Consider the following 17009-nt stretch of genomic DNA (forward strand, 5'->3'; position numbering starts at 1 on the left):
CGGCGGGCCAATGCGGGCGACAACGCGAAAATCTCATAAAAATTGTGGAGGAAGACGTTATGACGCTCAATGTCTCACGACGATCCTTGCTCGCGCTCGGCGCCGGTCTCGGCGCCAGCACACTTCTCGGCGGCACTGCGCAGGCACGCGCACCGAAGCTCGGCACGCAGACACCCTATTGGCACCGCTTCGTTCTCGGCGATGCCGAAGTGACCGTCGTCTCCGACGGCCCGCTTCCGCTCGGCGATCCCTCCGGCACCTTCACCGGCGTGCCGAAGGAAGAAGTCAAGAAGATGCTCTCCGACAATTTCCTCTCGCCCGACAATGTCGTGCTCGAGCAGAACTCGCCGATCGTCAACATGGGCGACAGACTGATCCTGTTCGATACCGGCATGGGCACCTCGAAGGCCTTCGGTCCGACCACCGGCCGGCAGCAGAAGAGCATGCAGGAAGCCGGCATCAAGCCGGAAGACATCGATGCCGTCGTGCTGTCGCACGCACACATCGATCATATCGGCGGCATTGTCGGCGCCGACGACAAGCCGCTGTTCCCGAATGCGCAGTACTACATCGCGCAAAGCGATCTCGATTTCTGGACCGACGAAGGCAAGATGGGCAGTCCGTTGAAGGACTTTGTCGTGCACGCCCGCAAGAACCTGCTGCCGGTGCGCGACCGCATCGTGTTCTTCAAGGATGGCCAGGAATTCCTGCCCGGCGTGCAGGCGATCGCGGCGCCCGGCCACACCGTGGGCCACACCATCTTCCTGGTGAGCTCGGGCGGCAAGTCCTTTGCCTTCCTCGGCGACCTCTCGCATCACGCGGTGCTGTTGCTGGAGCGGCCGCGGATGGAGTTCTCCTACGACACCGATCCGAAGCAGGCGGCGAACTCGCGGGTCAAGCTCCTCGAGATGCTGGCCGCGAACAAGACGCCTGTCATGTCCTATCACTTCGCCTGGCCGGGCTACGGCCACGTTGCCAAGGCCGGTGAAGGCTTCCACTACTATCCGGAGCCGATGCAGATGACGCTGTGACGGCGCCATCCGGGGGCGGCGCGCGCCGTCCCCGGATGTTCCCTTAATGTTCTTGCGCTGGGCAGCCTGCTCCGCTACCTTGGGTGGCGGAAGATAGGGGCAGCATGGTCCAGCGGGTTTCCACCGTCGCATTCGAGGGGATTGAGGCCCGTGCGGTCGACGTGCAGGTCCAGGTCGCGCCGGGATTGCCGGCGTTTGCGATCGTCGGCTTGCCCGACAAGGCGGTGTCGGAGGCGCGCGAGCGGGTGCGCTCGGCGCTGATCGCCTCCGGCCTCGCGCTTCCCGCCCGCCGCATCACCGTCAACCTCGCGCCGGCCGACCTGCCCAAGGAGGGCAGCCATTACGACCTGCCGATTGCGCTCGGCCTGATGGCGGCGATCGGGGCGATCCCGCCGGATGCGCTCAGCGGCTTCACCGTGCTTGGCGAGCTTGGGCTCGACGGCTCGATCGCACCGGTGGCGGGCGTGCTGCCCGCGGCGATCGGCGCCAATTCGCGCGACGAAGGATTGATCTGTCCGGCCGCCTGCGGCTCGGAGGCCGCCTGGGCGAGCCCGGACATCCAGATCATCGCAGCTCACTCGCTGATCCAGATCGCCAACCACTTCAAGGGCACGCAGGTGCTGTCGCGGCCGCAGCCGAAGGTGCATGAGCGCGAGGAAGCGCTGCTCGACCTGCGCGACATCAAGGGCCAGGAGAGCGCAAAACGCGCACTCGAGATCGCCGCCGCCGGCGGACATCATTTGCTAATATGATGGCCAATTAATTTGGGTTGTTGATCGGATGCCGGCCGTTTTCGGCTTGATCGGACAGCAAAAATGACGACCCGTAATGAAGATCTCACTCTTACTACCCAACCAGCTGCGCAAAGCATCTTTGCGGACCTTGACAAGCTGCGGCTCTCCGTTAGCTCGACCGTACTTGGCGGCACCGCTGAGATTCTGTCGAAAGTACCTGTGCGCAAGCCTCAAAAGCAGGAATTTGTGCGTGTTCATCCTGACGAAGGAATGATGCTCGCAACGGCCGTGTACGAGGACAAGCAGGATCGTGAGTTCTACTTCGTGGCTCCCAACATGATGTCGGCGATGCTCGGGGAAACGACCCCGGTCATCCTCGTTACCGCTATGAACCGTCAGAAGGTGAGTTTCCTCTGGCCGCTCAAAGTTGCGAACGACAACAACAGCGGGAACGCTTGGCAGGACAGTGCGCTGCAGGGCTGCGAAGTCGCAAAGAAAACATGGGTTCGGCTGGTGGCCGACATGTCGTTGGGCGCCTATCGCATTTGGGCGGCCCAGGGGGATCTCTCCGAGCCGGAATGGCCGGGGAAGCCTTTGAACGAACTTCTCGAGATCGCCTTTCGCGGGCGTGTGATCCAGAGCGAGGATCACCCCGTCGTCAAGCGGCTGCGTGGTTTGGTCTAATCTATGGATGCCAGCAGCAACCAAAACGACGGCCTCTGCGCCGTCGTTCCCTTTCGTCGCATTTGGTGCGTTGATTTTGAATTCCAGACGGGCGGAGGCGCGCGCCCACGTCCGGTCTGTATGGTCGCACGAGAGGCGATAACCAATCAGGTCATCCGGCTTTGGCAGGACGAACTAAGAGAGCTCAGCCAAGCTCCATTCGACGTGGGGCCGGACACCCTTGTTGCGGCTTATTATGCTCCAGCAGAGATGAGCAACTTTCTCGAGTACGGCTGGAAGCTCCCGGCCAACGTACTCGACCTCTTTGTTGAACATCGCGCGGAAACGAATGGCCGCTTTCTGCCGGCCGGAAACGGCATGCTCGGCGCACTCGCCTTGCGTGGACGACCCCATAGAGCAGAAGATCGCTTCGAGATGAGGTCCCGCAGAGGTCAGGAGCTGAACCAAGCGCTCACAAATGCCAGGTCGTCGCTGGCTGACGTTGTTGATCGAATCGAATTGGCCCAGCATCCCGAACATCGCAGCGATCATGCAGGGCGTTTGGCCATGCGATCTTGGAGACTAGGTAGGGCGTAATGGCCCATCGGCGACCTTTGAGCCGAACGCGCAAAGTCAGCTATCGGATGAGGAGCAGGCAGACGTGGCCGGGATGCGTGGTCCTGGGGCGACCGTGAGGCCGCGTCAAACATAAACGCTGGTTTGTAGTTGAAGTCTCAACCGCGGCAGCTTGGGAGGCTGCCGCTTCTGAGGCAAATCAACGGGATAGCTGCAAGCCATTCCGTTTGCCGCTCACTCGAGGCTCTAGAGGGCCGCTTGGGATCACCGCGTCGGCCTCTGCTTCTTCTTGTTTTTCCGCTCAGTGCGCTCCTGTTCATATACATCGATAAAGTCTCGAGACATGTGGAGGTTTTCCTTTGCCCACGACCAGATATCGTCCGCAAGCCGATCACCATCTGGCGTTCCGGCATCAAGCGGGTCGAGGAACCGGCGAACGAGCACAGGATTGTTCATGCCGAAGTCGGAGTAATTCAGCGCGCCATGTTTGAACTCCTTCGGAGCGAACGGAAAGTTCCAGTTCAGGAGAACGCGTTGCAGGAAGTTGCTGCGTTTGCCTTGAATGATCTCTTCTAGCGCGGAGCACAGACCTGCGATAGACGGTCGCTCTTTCGAGCCGATTCCTCGTTCGCCCGACTCATCTTGGCGATCGAAATAATCAGATCTTCGAAGCTAATTTTGCCTCGGAAAACGCGCTCATCGTCCAGCGTGACCAAGACAAGGCCGGCCTCCACGATCTCCATGAACGGCTTTAGTGCGACTATCGGCTCCTGACGACTCATCCGATCGAATGATTCGACTAGCAAGTATGAGCCCCGCTCGATCTTTCGTTCCCGCACGGCCTCAAGGAATCGTCCGAAGGCACCGGATGCGAGGTGTTTGCCTTTGTAGGCCGAAACGCCGATGTCATGGAGATCGACGTTCTCGACCAATTCCAGACCGTGTCTCTCAGCGTATTTCCGGGAGGCTTCCCGCTGACGGCGAAGGCTGTCGCCTTTCAGCTGAAGATCGGTGGACATCCGGATGTACGAAAAGGCTTTCGGCAAGGGTTGACTTAAGCTCGACACAACGTTTCCCCCGGACTTGACACAACAGAATTCCGATGATTTAACAGGTATATCAACGGCATTAATTGTCCAACATATTCTCATGATGGGCTCGCCCGGCGCCGGTAAATCAATGCTGGCGGCGCGGCTGCCTTCGATCCTGCCGCCGCTGTCGCCGTCCGAATTGCTCGAAGTCTCGATGATCGCCTCGGTCGCCGGCGAGATCCGCGACGGCGCGTTGACCGCGCGGCGCCCGTTCCGCAGCCCGCATCATTCCGCCAGCATGGCCGCGCTGACCGGCGGCGGCATGCGCGCCAAGCCGGGCGAGATCTCGCTCGCGCATCAGGGCGTGCTGTTCCTCGACGAATTGCCGGAGTTCGATCCGCGCGTGCTGGATTCGCTGCGCCAGCCGCTCGAGAACGGCGAGGTTTCGGTGAGCCGGGCCAACCATCGCGTCACCTATCCGGCGCGCTTCATGCTGGTCGCGGCGATGAACCCGTGCCGCTGCGGCCACGCCTATGAGCCCGGCTATTCCTGCAAGCGCGGCCGGCTCGACCGCTGCACCGCCGACTACCAGATGCGGATCTCCGGGCCGCTGATGGATCGGATCGACCTGCGGATCGAGGTGCCGGCCGTGACCGCGGCCGATCTGATCCTGCCGCCGCCTGCGGAGGGTTCGGCCGAGGTCGCCGCACGCGTCGCGGCCGCGCGCGACATCCAACTCGCGCGCTACGCTGCGGCCGGCATGCCGCATGTCCGCACCAATGCGGAAGCGCCGAGCGCGCTGCTTGAAACCATCGCGCAGCCCGACGCGCATGGCCAGAAGCTGCTCCGCGAGGCGGCCGAGAACATGCACCTCACCGCGCGCGGCTATCACCGCGTGCTACGGGTGGCGCGCACGCTTGCCGATCTCGACGGCGCCGAGACGATCGGCCGGCTGCACCTCGCCGAAGCGCTGTCCTATCGTGCATTGGCCGACGATTTGCGCCGCGCGGCGTGACTCGAACCGGAGCACTGTCCCGATTCATGCCGGAATCATCCGCGTCAACGCGACGGTAACCACTCTCATTTACGCTCCGCAAACCATAAGCACCGCGATCCGCGGCAAGCTTGGGTCGAGCGAGTTGTGTCATGTTGCGTATGAAGGTTTTGGCCTCGGTGGTCCCCCTTGCCGTGGCCGCGGTATTCGCCCGCGCTGAATTCCTGCCGGGTCCCCGGCCCTGCATCGAGGTCGGCGGCGCCACGATGCAGATCGCATCGGTCCCCTGGCAGGCGCAGCTTCACGTCAGCTTCACCGACGACCCCCGCCTTGCCACCGTCCGGGTCCGAGTCGCCGACAGCGCCGAGGCCGCCGACTTCACGGTGATCGACGACATCGACGATGCCGAGGCCGGCGCCTGCGAAGGCAACGCCGCGTCGCAGCTGATCGGGATTTCCAGCGCGCCGACCGCAACCGGCCCCGTGATCTATCTTTCGCATGACGGTCCGTTCGATTACCGCGTCTACGTGCAGTCGAAGACGTTCTCAGTGCGCGATGCCGCGGCCCTGATCGTCAGCGCCCGCGGCGGACACCGCCGCCTCGAAGCGGCATCGCTCGCGCCGCACGCGCGCTTCGTCGACCAGACCATGGCGGAGTTAACCTCCCGCTAACCCTGTTCCGAGGGCGGCGCGAAACGGCCATCAACCTCAAGCACTTTTCAAGGTGGCCGACGCATCGTCATCGCCAGATCGGGCACTCTCAGGACCACCATTGATGGGGCGTTTCTTCCGGATCAAGTTACGCCTTCGCCGCTTCCTGCGACGCCATTCCTGGGTCGCGACGATCGTCCGTTCCTTCACGATCTTCTCCGTCGCATTCGGCGGCGCCTTCGGGTTCATTTCCGGCGCTCTCTCGCAACACAGCGGCTACGATCCCAATACATTCGCGATCGGGGTCAGCTTCCTGTTCGCGCTCGCCTGTCTCTGGATCGTGACGCTCGGCATCCGCCTGCGGCTGATGCGCAGAAGGTTGCGCACCATCGTCATGCACAATGAGGCGATGGCCGACCGCAACTGGGAACTGCAGGAGGCCGAACAGCGCGCCTCCACCCTGTTCGAGGCGCAGGACGATTTGATCGTGCTGCGCGACCTCGACGGCCTCATCACCTACGCCAACGACGCCTATTGCGAGCTGGCACAGATCCCCCGCGGCGAATTGATCGGCAGCACCGCTACCCTCAAGGTGCTCGAGCAGGGCGACACCGCGCTCGAATCCAACGGCACGCGGGTCTACGACCAGAAGATCGAGGGGCCGCTCGGGCCGCGCTGGATCGCCTGGCGCGAGGGCCTCGTGCGCAACGATGCCGGCGCGCCGGCGGAGATGCAGAGCGTCGGCCGCGACGTCACCGACCGCACCGAGAGCGAGCGCGCGCTGGCCGATGCCCGCGATCAGGCCGACGCCGCCAACCGCGCCAAATCGCGCTTCCTTGCGATGGCAAGCCACGAGATCCGCACCCCGCTGAACGGCATCATCGGCATGAGCGGACTGTTGATGGACACCCAGCTGACGCCGGAGCAGACGACCTATGTCAAGGCGGTCAAGACGTCAGGCGACGCGCTGCTTGCGCTGATCGAGGAGCTGCTCGACTATTCCAAGATCGAAGCCGGCAAGATCGATCTCGAACACCGCGCCTTCGCGCTGTCCGGCCTGATCGAGGACATCACCGAATTGCTGGCGCCGCGCGCGCAGGCCAAGGGCATCGAGATCGCCGCCTATGTCGACGAGCGGCTGCCGATGCAGGTGACCGGCGATGCCGCGCGGCTGCGTCAGGTGCTGCTCAATCTCGCCGGCAACGCCATCAAGTTCACCGCGACCGGCGGCGTCGCGCTGATCGTCGAGCCCGGCATCTGGCCGAACGAGATCAGCTTCCTGGTTCGCGACACCGGCATCGGCATCGCACCGGAAGCACAGCAGCGCATCTTCCGGGAGTTCGAGCAGGCCGACGACCGCATCGCGCGCAGCTATGGCGGCACCGGCCTCGGCCTCTCGATCAGCGACCGCATCGTCAAGCGAATGGGCGGCCGCATCTCGCTCGCGAGCACGCCGGGCGCGGGCTCGACCTTCGAGGTCTCGATCCCGCTGGCCGCCGCCGACACCGGCGAGGCCCATGGCTTCACAGCGCCTGACCTCGCCGGCCAATCCATCATGCTGGTTGCGCCGCACAGCATCGAGGCTTCGCTGATCTCGCGGCGATTGCAGCGCTGGGGCGCGCAGACCTGCATCGTGTCGGATGCCGATGTCGCAGAGGCATTGCTGCCGGAGCGGAGCTGGCACACGGTCCTGATCGATCACACGCTCGGCACGCCGGCGATGGAGGCGTTCGCCAACGCTGCTCGCATCCACGCAACCCATCGCATCGTGATGGTCACGCCGGCGACGCGGCAGGACCTTTCGGCCTCCGATGCAGCCGTGTTCACCGGGTATCTGGTCAAGCCGCTGCGTGCGTCGTCGCTCGCCGCACGCCTGACCGCGTCACCCGAAATCGTCGCGCCAAGCCTTGCAATGCCAAGCCTTGTGACGCCAAGCCTTGCGATCGAGACGGTCGCCGAGTCCGCGCCCACTGCGCCGGCGGCCGCACCACCGCACAAGGGGCTCTCGATCCTGGTTGCGGAAGACAATGAGATCAACGCGCTCCTGATGCGCTCGCTGCTCGCCCGGCTCGGCCACACCGTCGTCATCACCACCAATGGCGAGCAGGCGATGGAATCCTGGCTCTCGGCGACGTCGGCCGGCACGCCCTACGATCTCGTGCTGATGGACATCCAGATGCCGCGCCTCAACGGCATCGAGACCACCAAGCAGATCCGCGCCCACGAGTCCGGCGGGCTGGCCGGCCAGTCCGGACGCCGGACGCCGATCCTGGCGCTGACCGCCAACACGCTGGTGGAGGATCGCTACGCCTGCTTCGAAGCTGGCATGGATGGCTTCCTGATCAAGCCACTCGACCGCGAGAAGCTCGAGGAAGCGCTGGCGGGCCTCGCCGCTGCGCGGCATGTCGCGGCGTAGTCGCCACAAACTCCGCGTCGTCACTACGAAAGCAGGGACGACGGCTGTGATGTGGCCTGCTTACTCCGGAAACACTACAGCCGGCGCAGTGCGACCGACTGCACCACGTGGTCGGCGCCCTTCTTCAGGATCAGCGTCGCGCGCGGCCGGGTCGGCAGGATGTTGTCCTCGAGATTGGCGAGGTTGGTGCGCTCCCAGATCGCGATCGCGGTTGCGGTCGCTTCCTCGTCCGACAGCAGCGCATAGCGGTGGAAGTAGGACCTTGGATCGGTGAACGCGGTGTCGCGCAGCGCCAGGAAGCGCTTGATGTACCACTGCCGCAGCGCGGACTCGTCGGCGTCGATATAGACCGAGAAATCGAAGAAGTCGGAAACGAACGGCACCGCCTTGCCGTCGCGCGGCAGCCGTCCGGTCTGCAGCACGTTGACGCCCTCGACGATCAGGATGTCCGGCTGGTCGATCTCGACCCATTTGTTCGGCACGATGTCATAGGTCAGATGCGAATAGACCGGCGCACGCACGCGGCGCCGTCCAGCCTTGATGTCGCTGAGGAACGACAGCAGGGTCGGCAGGTCGTAGCTCTCAGGAAAGCCCTTCTTCTGCATGATGCCCTGCCGCTCGAGCACGGCATTCGGAAACAGGAAACCGTCGGTCGTGATCAGGTCGACCTTCGGCCGCGGCGACCAGCGTGCCAGCAGCGCCTGCAGCACGCGGGCGGTGGTCGACTTGCCGACGGCCACCGAACCGGCGACGCCGACGATATAGGGCATCTTGCGGTCGCGGATGTTGAGGAACTGGCGCTGCGAATAATACAGCCGCTGGGTCGCATCGACATAAATGGAGAGCAGTCGCGACAACGGCAGATAGATGTCCTCGACCTCCTGCAAATCGAGGCGGTCGTGCATCGAACGCAGGCGGTCGAACTCGCCCGGCTCGAGCGTCATCGGCGTATCGTCGCGCAAATGCGACCATTGCTGGCGCGTGAAGGTGCGGTAGGGGTTGTATTGCTGATCTGGTGCCCGGATGTCCATGAGGCCGCCCCTGTCAATGCGCTCGATCATGTGCGCTAGTCGCGCTTGCGCGCCGCCTTCTCTTCCAGTCCCGACATCGAGGTGCGCTTCTCCAGCGCGGCCTCGACATCCTCCAGCTTCACGCCGCGTGATTTCAATAGAACCAGCAGATGAAACACGAGATCGGCACTTTCCGCGATAAGATGATCGCGGTCATTCCCGACCGCGGCGATCACGGTCTCGACCGCTTCCTCGCCCAATTTCTTGGCGCAGTGCTCCGCGCCCTTGTCGAGCAGCTTGCGGGTATAGGACGCCTCGCCGCCCGTTGCAGCACGGGCGTCGATGGTGGCGGCCAGATCGTGGACCGTGAAACGCGACATCAACTCAACTCAAGCATGCGCACCGGCACCGCCAAGGTGCCATCCCTAGGTGGGGACTTAGCATTTTTGTGACAAGGAGTCCCCAACCACTCTGTTTGAGCGTGGTCTTTTCGGAAAACCGGTCTCCACTTTGCGCTAACGCGGCCGTCCCGGTCCGGACCACGCACTAAGGATCGAGGCGCATCGGGAGGCCGGCGCGCACCATGTGATCCTTGGCTTGGCGGATGGTAAATTCCCCGAAGTGGAAGATCGAGGCGGCCAGCACGCCGGTGGCATGACCCTCGCGGACGCCATCGACCAAATGATCGAGATTGCCGACGCCACCGGACGCAATGACCGGTACGGGAACACTGTCCGCGATCGCCCGGGTCAGCGGCAGGTCAAAGCCCTGCCTCGTGCCGTCCCGGTCCATCGAGGTCAGCAGGATTTCACCGGCGCCGAGCGCGACGACCTCCTGGGCATATTCGATGGCATCGATCCCGGTGGCATTACGCCCACCATGGGTGAAGATCTCCCAGCGCTCCGAGCCGCCGGCGCGCTTGACCCGCTTGGCGTCGATCGCGACCACGATGCATTGCTCGCCGTACTTCTCGGCCGCTTCCTTGACGAATTCGCGCCGGCTGACGGCCGCGGAATTGATCGAGACCTTGTCGGCGCCGGACCGCAGCAGGGTCTTGATGTCGTCGACGGTGCGTACACCGCCGCCCACGGTCAGCGGCATGAAGCAGGCTTCCGCCGTCCGCCGCACCACATCCAGCATGATGCCGCGGTTCTCATGCGTGGCGGTGATGTCGAGGAAGGTGAGCTCGTCGGCGCCGGCGGCGTCATAGGCGATCGCGGCCTCGACCGGGTCGCCGGCGTCGCGCAAATCGACGAAGTTGACACCCTTGACCACGCGCCCGTCCTTGACGTCGAGACAGGGGATCACACGAACCTTGAACATGTCTCTGTCTCCTAAGCCGCGCTGCGGATCAGCTTGAGCGCGGCGGCCGGATCAAGCCGCCCGTCGTAGAGCGCGCGGCCGACGATGGCGCCGGCGAGCTTTTTGGTACGCGGCTCCAGCAGCGCCTTGACGTCGTCGATCGAGGCGAAGCCGCCGGAGGCGATCACCGGAATCGAGATGCGGTCGGCGAGGGCAATCGTGGCGTCGAGGTTGAGGCCCTTGAGCAGGCCGTCGCGGGCGATGTCGGTGAAGATGATCGCGGCGACGCCGGCATCCTCGAAGCGCTGCGCGATCTCGAGCGCCGTCACATGCGAGGTTTCGGCCCAGCCCTCGACCGCGACCTTGCCGTCGCGCGCATCGAGGCCCACCGCGACGCGGCCGGGGAATTTCTTCGCCGCGCCCTTCACGAGCTCAGGATCGCGCACCGCCGCCGTGCCGATGATGACGCGGGTGATGCCCTTGTCGAGCCAGGCTTCGATGGTCTTGAGGTCGCGGATACCGCCGCCGAGCTGCACCGGCATGGTGACGGCCTTCAGCATCGCCTCCACCGCATGCGCGTTCATCGGCTTGCCGGCGAAGGCACCGTCGAGATCGACGACGTGGAGATATTCGAAGCCCTGCGCGGCGAAGCTCGCCGCCTGCGCCGCCGGATCGAGATTGAACACGGTGGCGCGCGCCATGTCGCCCTGCTCCAGGCGCACGCACTGGCCGTTCTTCAGATCAACCGCTGGAAAGAGAATCACGGCTTCCACTTCAAGAAATTGGAGATCAAAGCGAGGCCGAAGCGCTGGCTCTTCTCGGGGTGAAACTGGGTACCGATCGCGGTGTCCTTGCCGACGATCGCGGTCACCGGCCCGCCATAGTCGGCGCGTGCCAGCACGTCCGCCTCGTTGGCGGCGTCGAGGTGATAGGAGTGCACGAAATAGGCGTGGCGCCCCTTCGGCCCGAGCGGCAGCCGCTCCAGCACCGGGTGCTCGCGCACCATGTCGAGCGTATTCCAGCCCATGTGCGGGACCTTCAGGCTCTCGTCGCGCGGCTGGATCTTCACGACATCGCCGCCGATCCAGTTGAAGCCCTCGGTGATCACGTGCTCCTTGCCGCGCGTTGCCATCAGCTGCATGCCGACGCAGATGCCGAAGAACGGCCGCGCCTTGACCCGCACCGCCTCGGTGAGCGCTTCCAGCATGCCGTCGACCGCGTCGACGCCGCGGCGGCAATCGGCGAACGCGCCGACACCGGGCAGCACGATGCGATCGGCGCGATACACCGCGTCGGGATCGCGCGTCACCTTGATGGCTTGCGGATCCTGCATGCTGCGCGCGGCGCGCTCGAAGGCCTTTGCCGCCGAATGCAGATTGCCGGAGCCGTAATCGATGATTGCAACCGTCATCGCGATCCTCCTGGCTCTGGAAACAACCCGATGATGCCGCCCTGCGGCATCGGCGGGGGTTTTGAGAATGATTGACCGGGAACGTCCCGGGTCGGCGGTGGTCCGCCGCGATCGACGGACCGCTGGTCGTTGACAGCGCCGCGATGCCGCGCGGTCCAACGCTCGAAGAAGCGGCGCTCGGCGGCCTCCACGTTGTCGGCCACGACGATGTCGAGCTGGCGCCATTTGCGCCGCGACAGCGTCCAGCGTTGCAAGGTCGCAGCCTCCAGCCCGATCAGCACCATCAATACCAGATCGACGAGCAAGATCGCGCCGCGGCCGATCCCAAGCTTGGCCAGCGCAAAATCGATCGCGAAGGTCAGCACCAGCCAGCCGATCAGCGCCAGCCAGAGCCGATGCCAGACCAGCCAGATCACACCAGCGACCGCGGCCCAGAGATGGAAGCCGTCGCGCACGAAGACGAACTTGTCGGCCGCCGCGAGATCGGCACCGTTGGCCACGGGGGCATGCACTGTATAGACCGGCATCGAACGCTCCGCCGAGGATGGACTCTTACTTGCCGCATGATCTCCGGGAAAACCGGTACCACCGTTTCCGGATCATGCTTCCGGGGTCAGCCGCCGAGCTGACCCTTCGTCGAGGGCACTTCGCCCTGGGCACGCGGATCGATCGCAACCGCGGTCCGGAGTGCCCTCGCCAAACCCTTGAAACAGGATTCGGAGATATGATGGCTGTTCTCGCCATATAGGGTCTCGACGTGGAGAGTCACGCCGGCGTTCATCGCGAAGGCGTTGAACCATTCGCGCACCAGCTCGGTGTCGAACTCGCCGATCTTGTCGCGCGGGAACTCGACCTTGAACACCAGCACCGGGCGGCCGGAAATGTCGATCACGACCCGCGACAGCGTCTCGTCCATCGGCATGTGGATCGAGGCGTAGCGGGTGATGCCGGCCATGTTGCCGAGCGCCTGCTTCACGGCCTGCCCGAGCGCGATCCCGACGTCTTCGGTGGTGTGGTGGTAATCGACATGGAGATCGCCATCCGCCTTCACCGTGATGTCGATGCGCGAATGCCGGGCCAGGAGGTCGAGCATATGGTCGAAGAAGCCGATCCCGGTCGAAACCGTGGATACGCCTGCTCCGTCGAGGTTGACCGTCACCTCGATGTCGGTCTCCTTGGTCTTGCGCTTGATGGTTGCCGTGCGCATGAAGATTAAGCTTTCCCGTGCCGAAAACGCCGGTCTTTTAACAGGCTGATGTCACCTTCGCTACTGCGGGATGACCCCGAAACGCCCGAACTTCGGGCCATGGTGACCGGAATTCGTTGCTAAATCGCCCGATTGTAACCCCCTGCCCGACCGCCTAAATCTGCCCGGAAGAGAGGTAACCTATGCAAGCATCCCAAAATGAGCTGCCGGTCTGGCACGGCACCACGATCTGCACGGTCCGCAAGGGCGGCAAGGTGGTGATCGGCGGCGACGGGCAGGTCTCGATCGGTCAGACCGTGATCAAGGCCAATGCCAAGAAGGTCCGCCGGATCGGCAAGGGCGACGTGATCGGCGGCTTTGCCGGCGCCACCGCCGACGCCTTCACCCTGTTCGAGCGGCTGGAGAGCAAACTGGAGCAATATCCGGGGCAGCTGACCCGGGCGGCCGTCGAGCTCGCCAAGGACTGGCGGACCGACCGCTATCTGCGCCGGCTGGAGGCCATGATGATCGTGGCCGACAAGGACGTTTCCCTGGTGCTGACCGGCACCGGCGACGTGCTGGAGCCCGAATCTGGGGTCATGGCGATCGGCTCCGGCGGCAATTATGCCCTCGCCGCGGCCCGCGCGCTGGTCGATACCGACAAGGACGCCGAGACCATCGTGCGCCGCGCGCTGGACATCGCCGCCGATATCTGTGTCTACACCAACCGGAACGTAACGATCGAGACGATCGGCGGCTGAGCATGGCCGGCCCCTATCGCTTCCGCCCGATGACGACGGACGACCTGCCGCAGATCAAGCGGTGGCTGGCGCTGCCGCATGTCCGGGAGTGGTGGGGCGATCCGGCCGAGCAATATGCGCTCGTGAGCGGCGACCTCGAGGAGCCTGCGATGGACCAGTTCATCGTTGCCTCCGACGGCAACGATTTCGGTTACATCCAGTGCTACGACCTGACGGCTTGGAATTCCGGCTTCGGCAAGCAGCCGGATGGCACCCGCGGCATCGATCTCTTCATCGGCGCGCCCGACATGGTGGCAGGCGGCCACGGCTCGGCGCTGATCCGCGCCTTTGTCGACGACCGGCTGGCGCAAGGCGCGCCACGCATCGTCACCGATCCCGATCCAGCGAATGCACTTGCCGTACGCGCCTATGCGAAAGCGGGCTTTCGCGAGGCTGGAATGGTCGATACGCCTGATGGGCCTGCGCTGCTGATGATCCGCGACAAATGACCTAGAGCATGATCCGGAAAAGTGCGAAGCGGTTTTCCGAAAAGATCATGCTCAAACAATGAGCTAACGTCGCGGGCGCAGAACGGCGCTTGCCGAGACCATTCTTTCAACCTAGCTAGAGCCAATGACCGACTTCTCCCCCCGCGAAATCGTTTCTGAACTTGACCGTTTCATCGTCGGCCAGGCCGATGCCAAGCGCGCGGTGTCGATCGCGCTGCGCAACCGCTGGCGGCGGCTGCAGCTTGCCGGTTCCCTGCGCGAGGAGGTTCTGCCCAAGAACATCCTGATGATCGGGCCGACCGGCGTCGGCAAGACCGAGATCGCGCGGCGGCTGGCCAAGCTTGCAGGCGCGCCGTTCCTCAAGGTCGAAGCCACCAAATTCACCGAGGTCGGCTATGTCGGCCGCGACGTCGAGCAGATCGTCCGCGACCTCGTCGAGGTGGCGATTTCGCAGACCCGCGAGCGCAAGCGCAAGGACGTCCAGGCCCGTGCCCAGCTCGCCGCCGAGGAGCGCGTGCTGGATGCGCTGGTCGGCCCCGCATCGAGCCCGGCGACGCGGGAGTCGTTCCGCAAGAAGCTGCGCGCCGGCGAGCTCAACGACAAGGAAATCGAGATCGAGACGCAGTCTTCCGGCAGCGGCATGCCGATGTTCGAAATCCCGGGCATGCCCGGCGCCCAGATGGGTGCGATCTCGCTCGGCGACATCTTCGGCAAGATGGGTGGACGCAGCAAGACGCGCCGCCTGTCGGTGGAAGGCTCGCACGAGATCCTCGTCAACGAGGAATCCGACAAACTGCTCGACACCGACCAGCTGGTGCAGGAGGCGATCAACGCCGTCGAGAACAACGGCATCGTCTTCCTCGACGAGATCGACAAGATCTGCGTGCGCGAGAACCGACAGGGCGGCGACGTCTCGCGCGAGGGCGTGCAGCGCGATCTGCTGCCGCTGATCGAAGGCACCACGGTCTCGACCAAGCACGGCGCGGTCAAGACCGACCACATCCTGTTCATCGCCTCGGGCGCCTTCCATATCGCCAAGCCGTCGGACCTGCTGCCCGAACTGCAGGGGCGCCTGCCGATCCGCGTCGAGTTGCAGGCGCTGTCCCGCGACGACATGCGGCGGATCCTGACCGAGCCCGAAGCGTCGCTGATCAAGCAATATGTCGCGCTGTTGAAGACCGAGGGCGTCACGCTCGACATCACCGACAGCGCGATCGACGCGCTGGCCGATGTCGCCGTTGCGGTCAATTCCACGGTCGAGAACATCGGCGCGCGGCGGCTGCAGACCGTGATGGAGCGGGTGCTGGACGAGATCTCCTTCACCGCGCCCGATCGCCACGGCGAGACCATCCAGGTCGACGCGGACTACGTGACCAAGCATGTCGGCGATCTCGCCAAGAACGCCGATCTGAGCCGGTTTATTTTGTAGGCGCCCACCACAGTCGTCCCGGCGAAAGCCGGGACCCATAACCACCGATCCCCGTGTTGACCAAGACCCGGGCCGGTATTCACTCTAGAACTGACGTTGGTGGTTATGGGTCCCGGGTCGCGCTTCGCTTGCCCGGGACGACGAGGCGGTGAATGAATCGACGGACTTGGCAAAACCCCTGGCGCTTGATGCTGGCCGTCAATGCGGCCGTGCTGGTCGGGGTGTTCCTGCACAAGATCGCGCTGCCGCCCTTCGTCCCCTACATCCATCTCCTGATCGACTATCACTACGGCTTCACCAAGCGCGCACTGATCGGCGCGATCGTCTCGCTGTCCACCGATAAGGTGCCGGTGTGGCTGGTGTTCGCGCTGGCCGGCGCGATCTGGCTGGTGACGCTCGCCCTGTTCGCCAAACTGTTCCAGCGGACATTCGGCTTCAACGATGCGCATTGGCCGCTGTTCATCTTCATCGCGGGATCGCCGTTCTTCCTGAAGAATTTCATGCACACGCTCGGCCATTTCGACATCTATGGCTGTGCGCTGACGATCGTGCTGCTGCTGATCCCGGCGCGCTCGGTTCTCTATGTGCTGATCGCGGCGCTGTTCTCGATCCTGCTGATCCTGGTCCATCACATCTTCGTCCTGATGTATGTGCCGACCATCGCGGCGATCGTGGTGCAGCGCTTCTATCTGATGCAACGCGTGACGCCGCGGAACATCGCCGTCGGCCTTATGGCGCTCGCGGCGGTCGGCATCCTGTTCCTGGTCGCGCAGTTCGCCGGCACGGTCGAGGTGCCCTACGACGAATTCATCCGTCACCTGCAAAGCCGGATGGCCGATCCGTCGCGGACCGACCTGCTTCAGTTCGGCTACATCTGGTACCAGCCGCTGTCGAAGGAGTTCGCCGACACCTGGGCCCGGATGCCCTCGAACATCCTGGGCGTCCCGGTGTTTGCGCTGCTGATCTGGCTGCATGCGCCGCTGTGGCGCTATTTCGCGCGGCTGATCGGCGCGCTTGCCAATGAGCTGCATCGGCGGATCGTGTTCGCCGCGCTCATCATGATCAGCGCCGGCTATTTCGTGATGTTCGTGACCGTGTTCGACTATTCGCGCTGGATCTCGAACTGGGCGGTCTGCATGTTCCTGATGCTGCACGCCACCAGGATGCTGCCGGCGTCGAAGGACGTGCCGCCGATCCCGTCAGACGATCGCAAGACGACGATATCAGGCTGGATCGTTACGCTGATCCCGCGCGTCGGGATCGTGCGGCCGTTCTAATCATTTTGTTTGCGGATGATCATTCTCGGAAAACCGCTTCACACTTTTCC

The 17009-nt window shown here is 64.0% G+C and carries 18 protein-coding genes and 2 pseudogenes; 11 read left to right on the forward strand and 9 right to left on the reverse strand.

Annotated elements, in window-relative coordinates; genetic code table 11:
* The first annotated feature begins 59 nt into the window (after window positions 1-59).
* From ACVIGB_RS31480 to ACVIGB_RS31490, 3 genes and pseudogenes are all read left to right on the forward strand, one after another.
* Window positions 60-1031: an MBL fold metallo-hydrolase gene (locus tag ACVIGB_RS31480; RefSeq protein ID WP_092120991.1), complete on the forward strand. Its 972-nt coding sequence runs from the start codon at window positions 60-62 to the stop codon at window positions 1029-1031.
* Between the two features lie 104 nt (window positions 1032-1135).
* Window positions 1136-1780, forward strand: a pseudogene (locus ACVIGB_RS31485) (magnesium chelatase domain-containing protein); the annotation flags it as partial.
* A gap of 66 nt (window positions 1781-1846) precedes the next feature.
* Window positions 1847-2449, forward strand: a complete 603-nt coding sequence (locus ACVIGB_RS31490; RefSeq protein ID WP_456719745.1) for a hypothetical protein — start codon at window positions 1847-1849, stop codon at window positions 2447-2449.
* A gap of 174 nt (window positions 2450-2623) precedes the next feature.
* Here ACVIGB_RS31490 and ACVIGB_RS31495 read toward each other — a convergent pair whose 3' ends face one another.
* Complete coding sequence (locus ACVIGB_RS31495; protein ID WP_456719744.1) at window positions 2624-2980, reverse strand: hypothetical protein; 357 nt, start codon at window positions 2978-2980, stop codon at window positions 2624-2626.
* A gap of 282 nt (window positions 2981-3262) precedes the next feature.
* Between ACVIGB_RS31495 and ACVIGB_RS31500 the strand changes: the two genes are divergently transcribed.
* Window positions 3263-3580 carry a hypothetical protein gene (locus ACVIGB_RS31500; protein ID WP_456719743.1) on the forward strand — a complete coding sequence of 106 codons (318 nt, stop codon included), beginning with the start codon at window positions 3263-3265 and terminating at the stop codon, window positions 3578-3580.
* On the opposite strand, the gene ACVIGB_RS31505 is transcribed toward ACVIGB_RS31500, so the two are convergent.
* The gene (locus ACVIGB_RS31505) at window positions 3577-4155 is read right to left on the reverse strand and encodes a recombinase family protein (RefSeq protein ID WP_456719742.1); all 579 of its coding nucleotides are present in this window, start codon (window positions 4153-4155) and stop codon (window positions 3577-3579) included. The two genes, ACVIGB_RS31500 and ACVIGB_RS31505, sit on opposite strands and share 4 nt — an antisense overlap.
* Between ACVIGB_RS31505 and ACVIGB_RS31510 the strand changes: the two are divergent.
* The 3 genes and pseudogenes from ACVIGB_RS31510 to ACVIGB_RS31520 all read left to right on the forward strand — a co-directional run.
* Window positions 4145-5050, forward strand: a pseudogene (locus tag ACVIGB_RS31510) (YifB family Mg chelatase-like AAA ATPase); the annotation flags it as partial. The gene ACVIGB_RS31505 and the pseudogene ACVIGB_RS31510 overlap by 11 nt on opposite strands.
* Before the next feature lie 131 nt (window positions 5051-5181).
* Complete coding sequence (locus tag ACVIGB_RS31515; protein ID WP_456719741.1) at window positions 5182-5700, forward strand: hypothetical protein; 519 nt, start codon at window positions 5182-5184, stop codon at window positions 5698-5700.
* A 103-nt stretch (window positions 5701-5803) separates the two neighbouring features.
* Window positions 5804-8095: a response regulator gene (locus tag ACVIGB_RS31520; RefSeq protein WP_456719740.1), complete on the forward strand. Its 2292-nt coding sequence runs from the start codon at window positions 5804-5806 to the stop codon at window positions 8093-8095.
* Between the two features lie 74 nt (window positions 8096-8169).
* Here ACVIGB_RS31520 and coaA read toward each other — a convergent pair whose 3' ends face one another.
* The 7 genes from coaA to hisB all read right to left on the reverse strand — a co-directional run bounded on the left by coaA (window position 8170) and on the right by hisB (window position 13025).
* Window positions 8170-9126 (reverse strand): type I pantothenate kinase, encoded by a 957-nt coding sequence (coaA, locus tag ACVIGB_RS31525; protein ID WP_092126399.1) that lies wholly within the window; start codon window positions 9124-9126, stop codon window positions 8170-8172.
* Window positions 9127-9161: 35 nt separating this feature from the next.
* Entirely contained in the window at window positions 9162-9485 is a 324-nt protein-coding gene (locus tag ACVIGB_RS31530) for a phosphoribosyl-ATP diphosphatase (protein ID WP_092120999.1), read from the reverse strand.
* Window positions 9486-9651: 166 nt separating this feature from the next.
* On the reverse strand, window positions 9652-10428 hold the full coding sequence (gene hisF, locus ACVIGB_RS31535) for an imidazole glycerol phosphate synthase subunit HisF (RefSeq protein ID WP_092121002.1): 777 nt from the start codon (window positions 10426-10428) through the stop codon (window positions 9652-9654).
* Window positions 10429-10439: 11 nt separating this feature from the next.
* On the reverse strand, window positions 10440-11171 hold the full coding sequence (gene hisA / locus ACVIGB_RS31540) for a 1-(5-phosphoribosyl)-5-[(5-phosphoribosylamino)methylideneamino]imidazole-4-carboxamide isomerase (protein WP_456719739.1): 732 nt from the start codon (window positions 11169-11171) through the stop codon (window positions 10440-10442).
* Entirely contained in the window at window positions 11168-11818 is a 651-nt protein-coding gene (gene hisH / locus ACVIGB_RS31545; protein ID WP_456719738.1) for an imidazole glycerol phosphate synthase subunit HisH, read from the reverse strand. Before hisH ends, hisA begins: the two co-directional genes overlap by 4 nt.
* Window positions 11815-12345 carry a DUF2628 domain-containing protein gene (locus tag ACVIGB_RS31550; protein ID WP_456719737.1) on the reverse strand — a complete coding sequence of 177 codons (531 nt, stop codon included), beginning with the start codon at window positions 12343-12345 and terminating at the stop codon, window positions 11815-11817. Before ACVIGB_RS31550 ends, hisH begins: the two co-directional genes overlap by 4 nt.
* 86 nt (window positions 12346-12431) lie before the next feature.
* Entirely contained in the window at window positions 12432-13025 is a 594-nt protein-coding gene (gene hisB, locus ACVIGB_RS31555) for an imidazoleglycerol-phosphate dehydratase HisB (RefSeq protein WP_021078165.1), read from the reverse strand.
* A 182-nt stretch (window positions 13026-13207) separates the two neighbouring features.
* Between hisB and hslV the strand changes: the two genes are divergently transcribed.
* The 4 genes from hslV (at window position 13208) to ACVIGB_RS31575 (ending at window position 16959) form a co-directional block, all read left to right on the forward strand.
* Complete coding sequence (hslV, locus tag ACVIGB_RS31560; protein WP_024583062.1) at window positions 13208-13765, forward strand: ATP-dependent protease subunit HslV; 558 nt, start codon at window positions 13208-13210, stop codon at window positions 13763-13765.
* 2 nt (window positions 13766-13767) lie between these two features.
* Window positions 13768-14253, forward strand: coding sequence for a GNAT family N-acetyltransferase (locus ACVIGB_RS31565; RefSeq protein ID WP_456719736.1), 486 nt, complete (start codon window positions 13768-13770; stop codon window positions 14251-14253).
* Window positions 14254-14377: 124 nt separating this feature from the next.
* Entirely contained in the window at window positions 14378-15682 is a 1305-nt protein-coding gene (gene hslU / locus ACVIGB_RS31570) for an ATP-dependent protease ATPase subunit HslU (protein WP_092121017.1), read from the forward strand.
* 152 nt (window positions 15683-15834) lie between these two features.
* Window positions 15835-16959 carry a hypothetical protein gene (locus tag ACVIGB_RS31575; protein WP_456719735.1) on the forward strand — a complete coding sequence of 375 codons (1125 nt, stop codon included), beginning with the start codon at window positions 15835-15837 and terminating at the stop codon, window positions 16957-16959.
* Window positions 16960-17009: the final 50 nt, after the last annotated feature.

Source organism: Bradyrhizobium sp. USDA 4341 (assembly GCF_054063755.1).

Coding starts and splice junctions, on each gene's coding strand:
- ACVIGB_RS31480 (WP_092120991.1), top strand. CDS start 60: ATGACGCTCAATGTCTCACGACGATCCTTGCTCGCGCTCGGCGCCGGT.
- ACVIGB_RS31490 (WP_456719745.1), top strand. CDS start 1,847: ATGACGACCCGTAATGAAGATCTCACTCTTACTACCCAACCAGCTGCG.
- ACVIGB_RS31495 (WP_456719744.1), bottom strand. CDS start 2,980: ATGATCGCTGCGATGTTCGGGATGCTGGGCCAATTCGATTCGATCAAC.
- ACVIGB_RS31505 (WP_456719742.1), bottom strand. CDS start 4,155: ATGAGAATATGTTGGACAATTAATGCCGTTGATATACCTGTTAAATCA.
- ACVIGB_RS31515 (WP_456719741.1), top strand. CDS start 5,182: ATGTTGCGTATGAAGGTTTTGGCCTCGGTGGTCCCCCTTGCCGTGGCC.
- ACVIGB_RS31520 (WP_456719740.1), top strand. CDS start 5,804: ATGGGGCGTTTCTTCCGGATCAAGTTACGCCTTCGCCGCTTCCTGCGA.
- coaA (WP_092126399.1), bottom strand. CDS start 9,126: ATGGACATCCGGGCACCAGATCAGCAATACAACCCCTACCGCACCTTC.
- ACVIGB_RS31530 (WP_092120999.1), bottom strand. CDS start 9,485: ATGTCGCGTTTCACGGTCCACGATCTGGCCGCCACCATCGACGCCCGT.
- hisF (WP_092121002.1), bottom strand. CDS start 10,428: ATGTTCAAGGTTCGTGTGATCCCCTGTCTCGACGTCAAGGACGGGCGC.
- hisH (WP_456719738.1), bottom strand. CDS start 11,818: ATGACGGTTGCAATCATCGATTACGGCTCCGGCAATCTGCATTCGGCG.
- ACVIGB_RS31550 (WP_456719737.1), bottom strand. CDS start 12,345: ATGCCGGTCTATACAGTGCATGCCCCCGTGGCCAACGGTGCCGATCTC.
- hisB (WP_021078165.1), bottom strand. CDS start 13,025: ATGCGCACGGCAACCATCAAGCGCAAGACCAAGGAGACCGACATCGAG.
- hslV (WP_024583062.1), top strand. CDS start 13,208: ATGCAAGCATCCCAAAATGAGCTGCCGGTCTGGCACGGCACCACGATC.
- ACVIGB_RS31565 (WP_456719736.1), top strand. CDS start 13,768: ATGGCCGGCCCCTATCGCTTCCGCCCGATGACGACGGACGACCTGCCG.
- hslU (WP_092121017.1), top strand. CDS start 14,378: ATGACCGACTTCTCCCCCCGCGAAATCGTTTCTGAACTTGACCGTTTC.
- ACVIGB_RS31575 (WP_456719735.1), top strand. CDS start 15,835: ATGAATCGACGGACTTGGCAAAACCCCTGGCGCTTGATGCTGGCCGTC.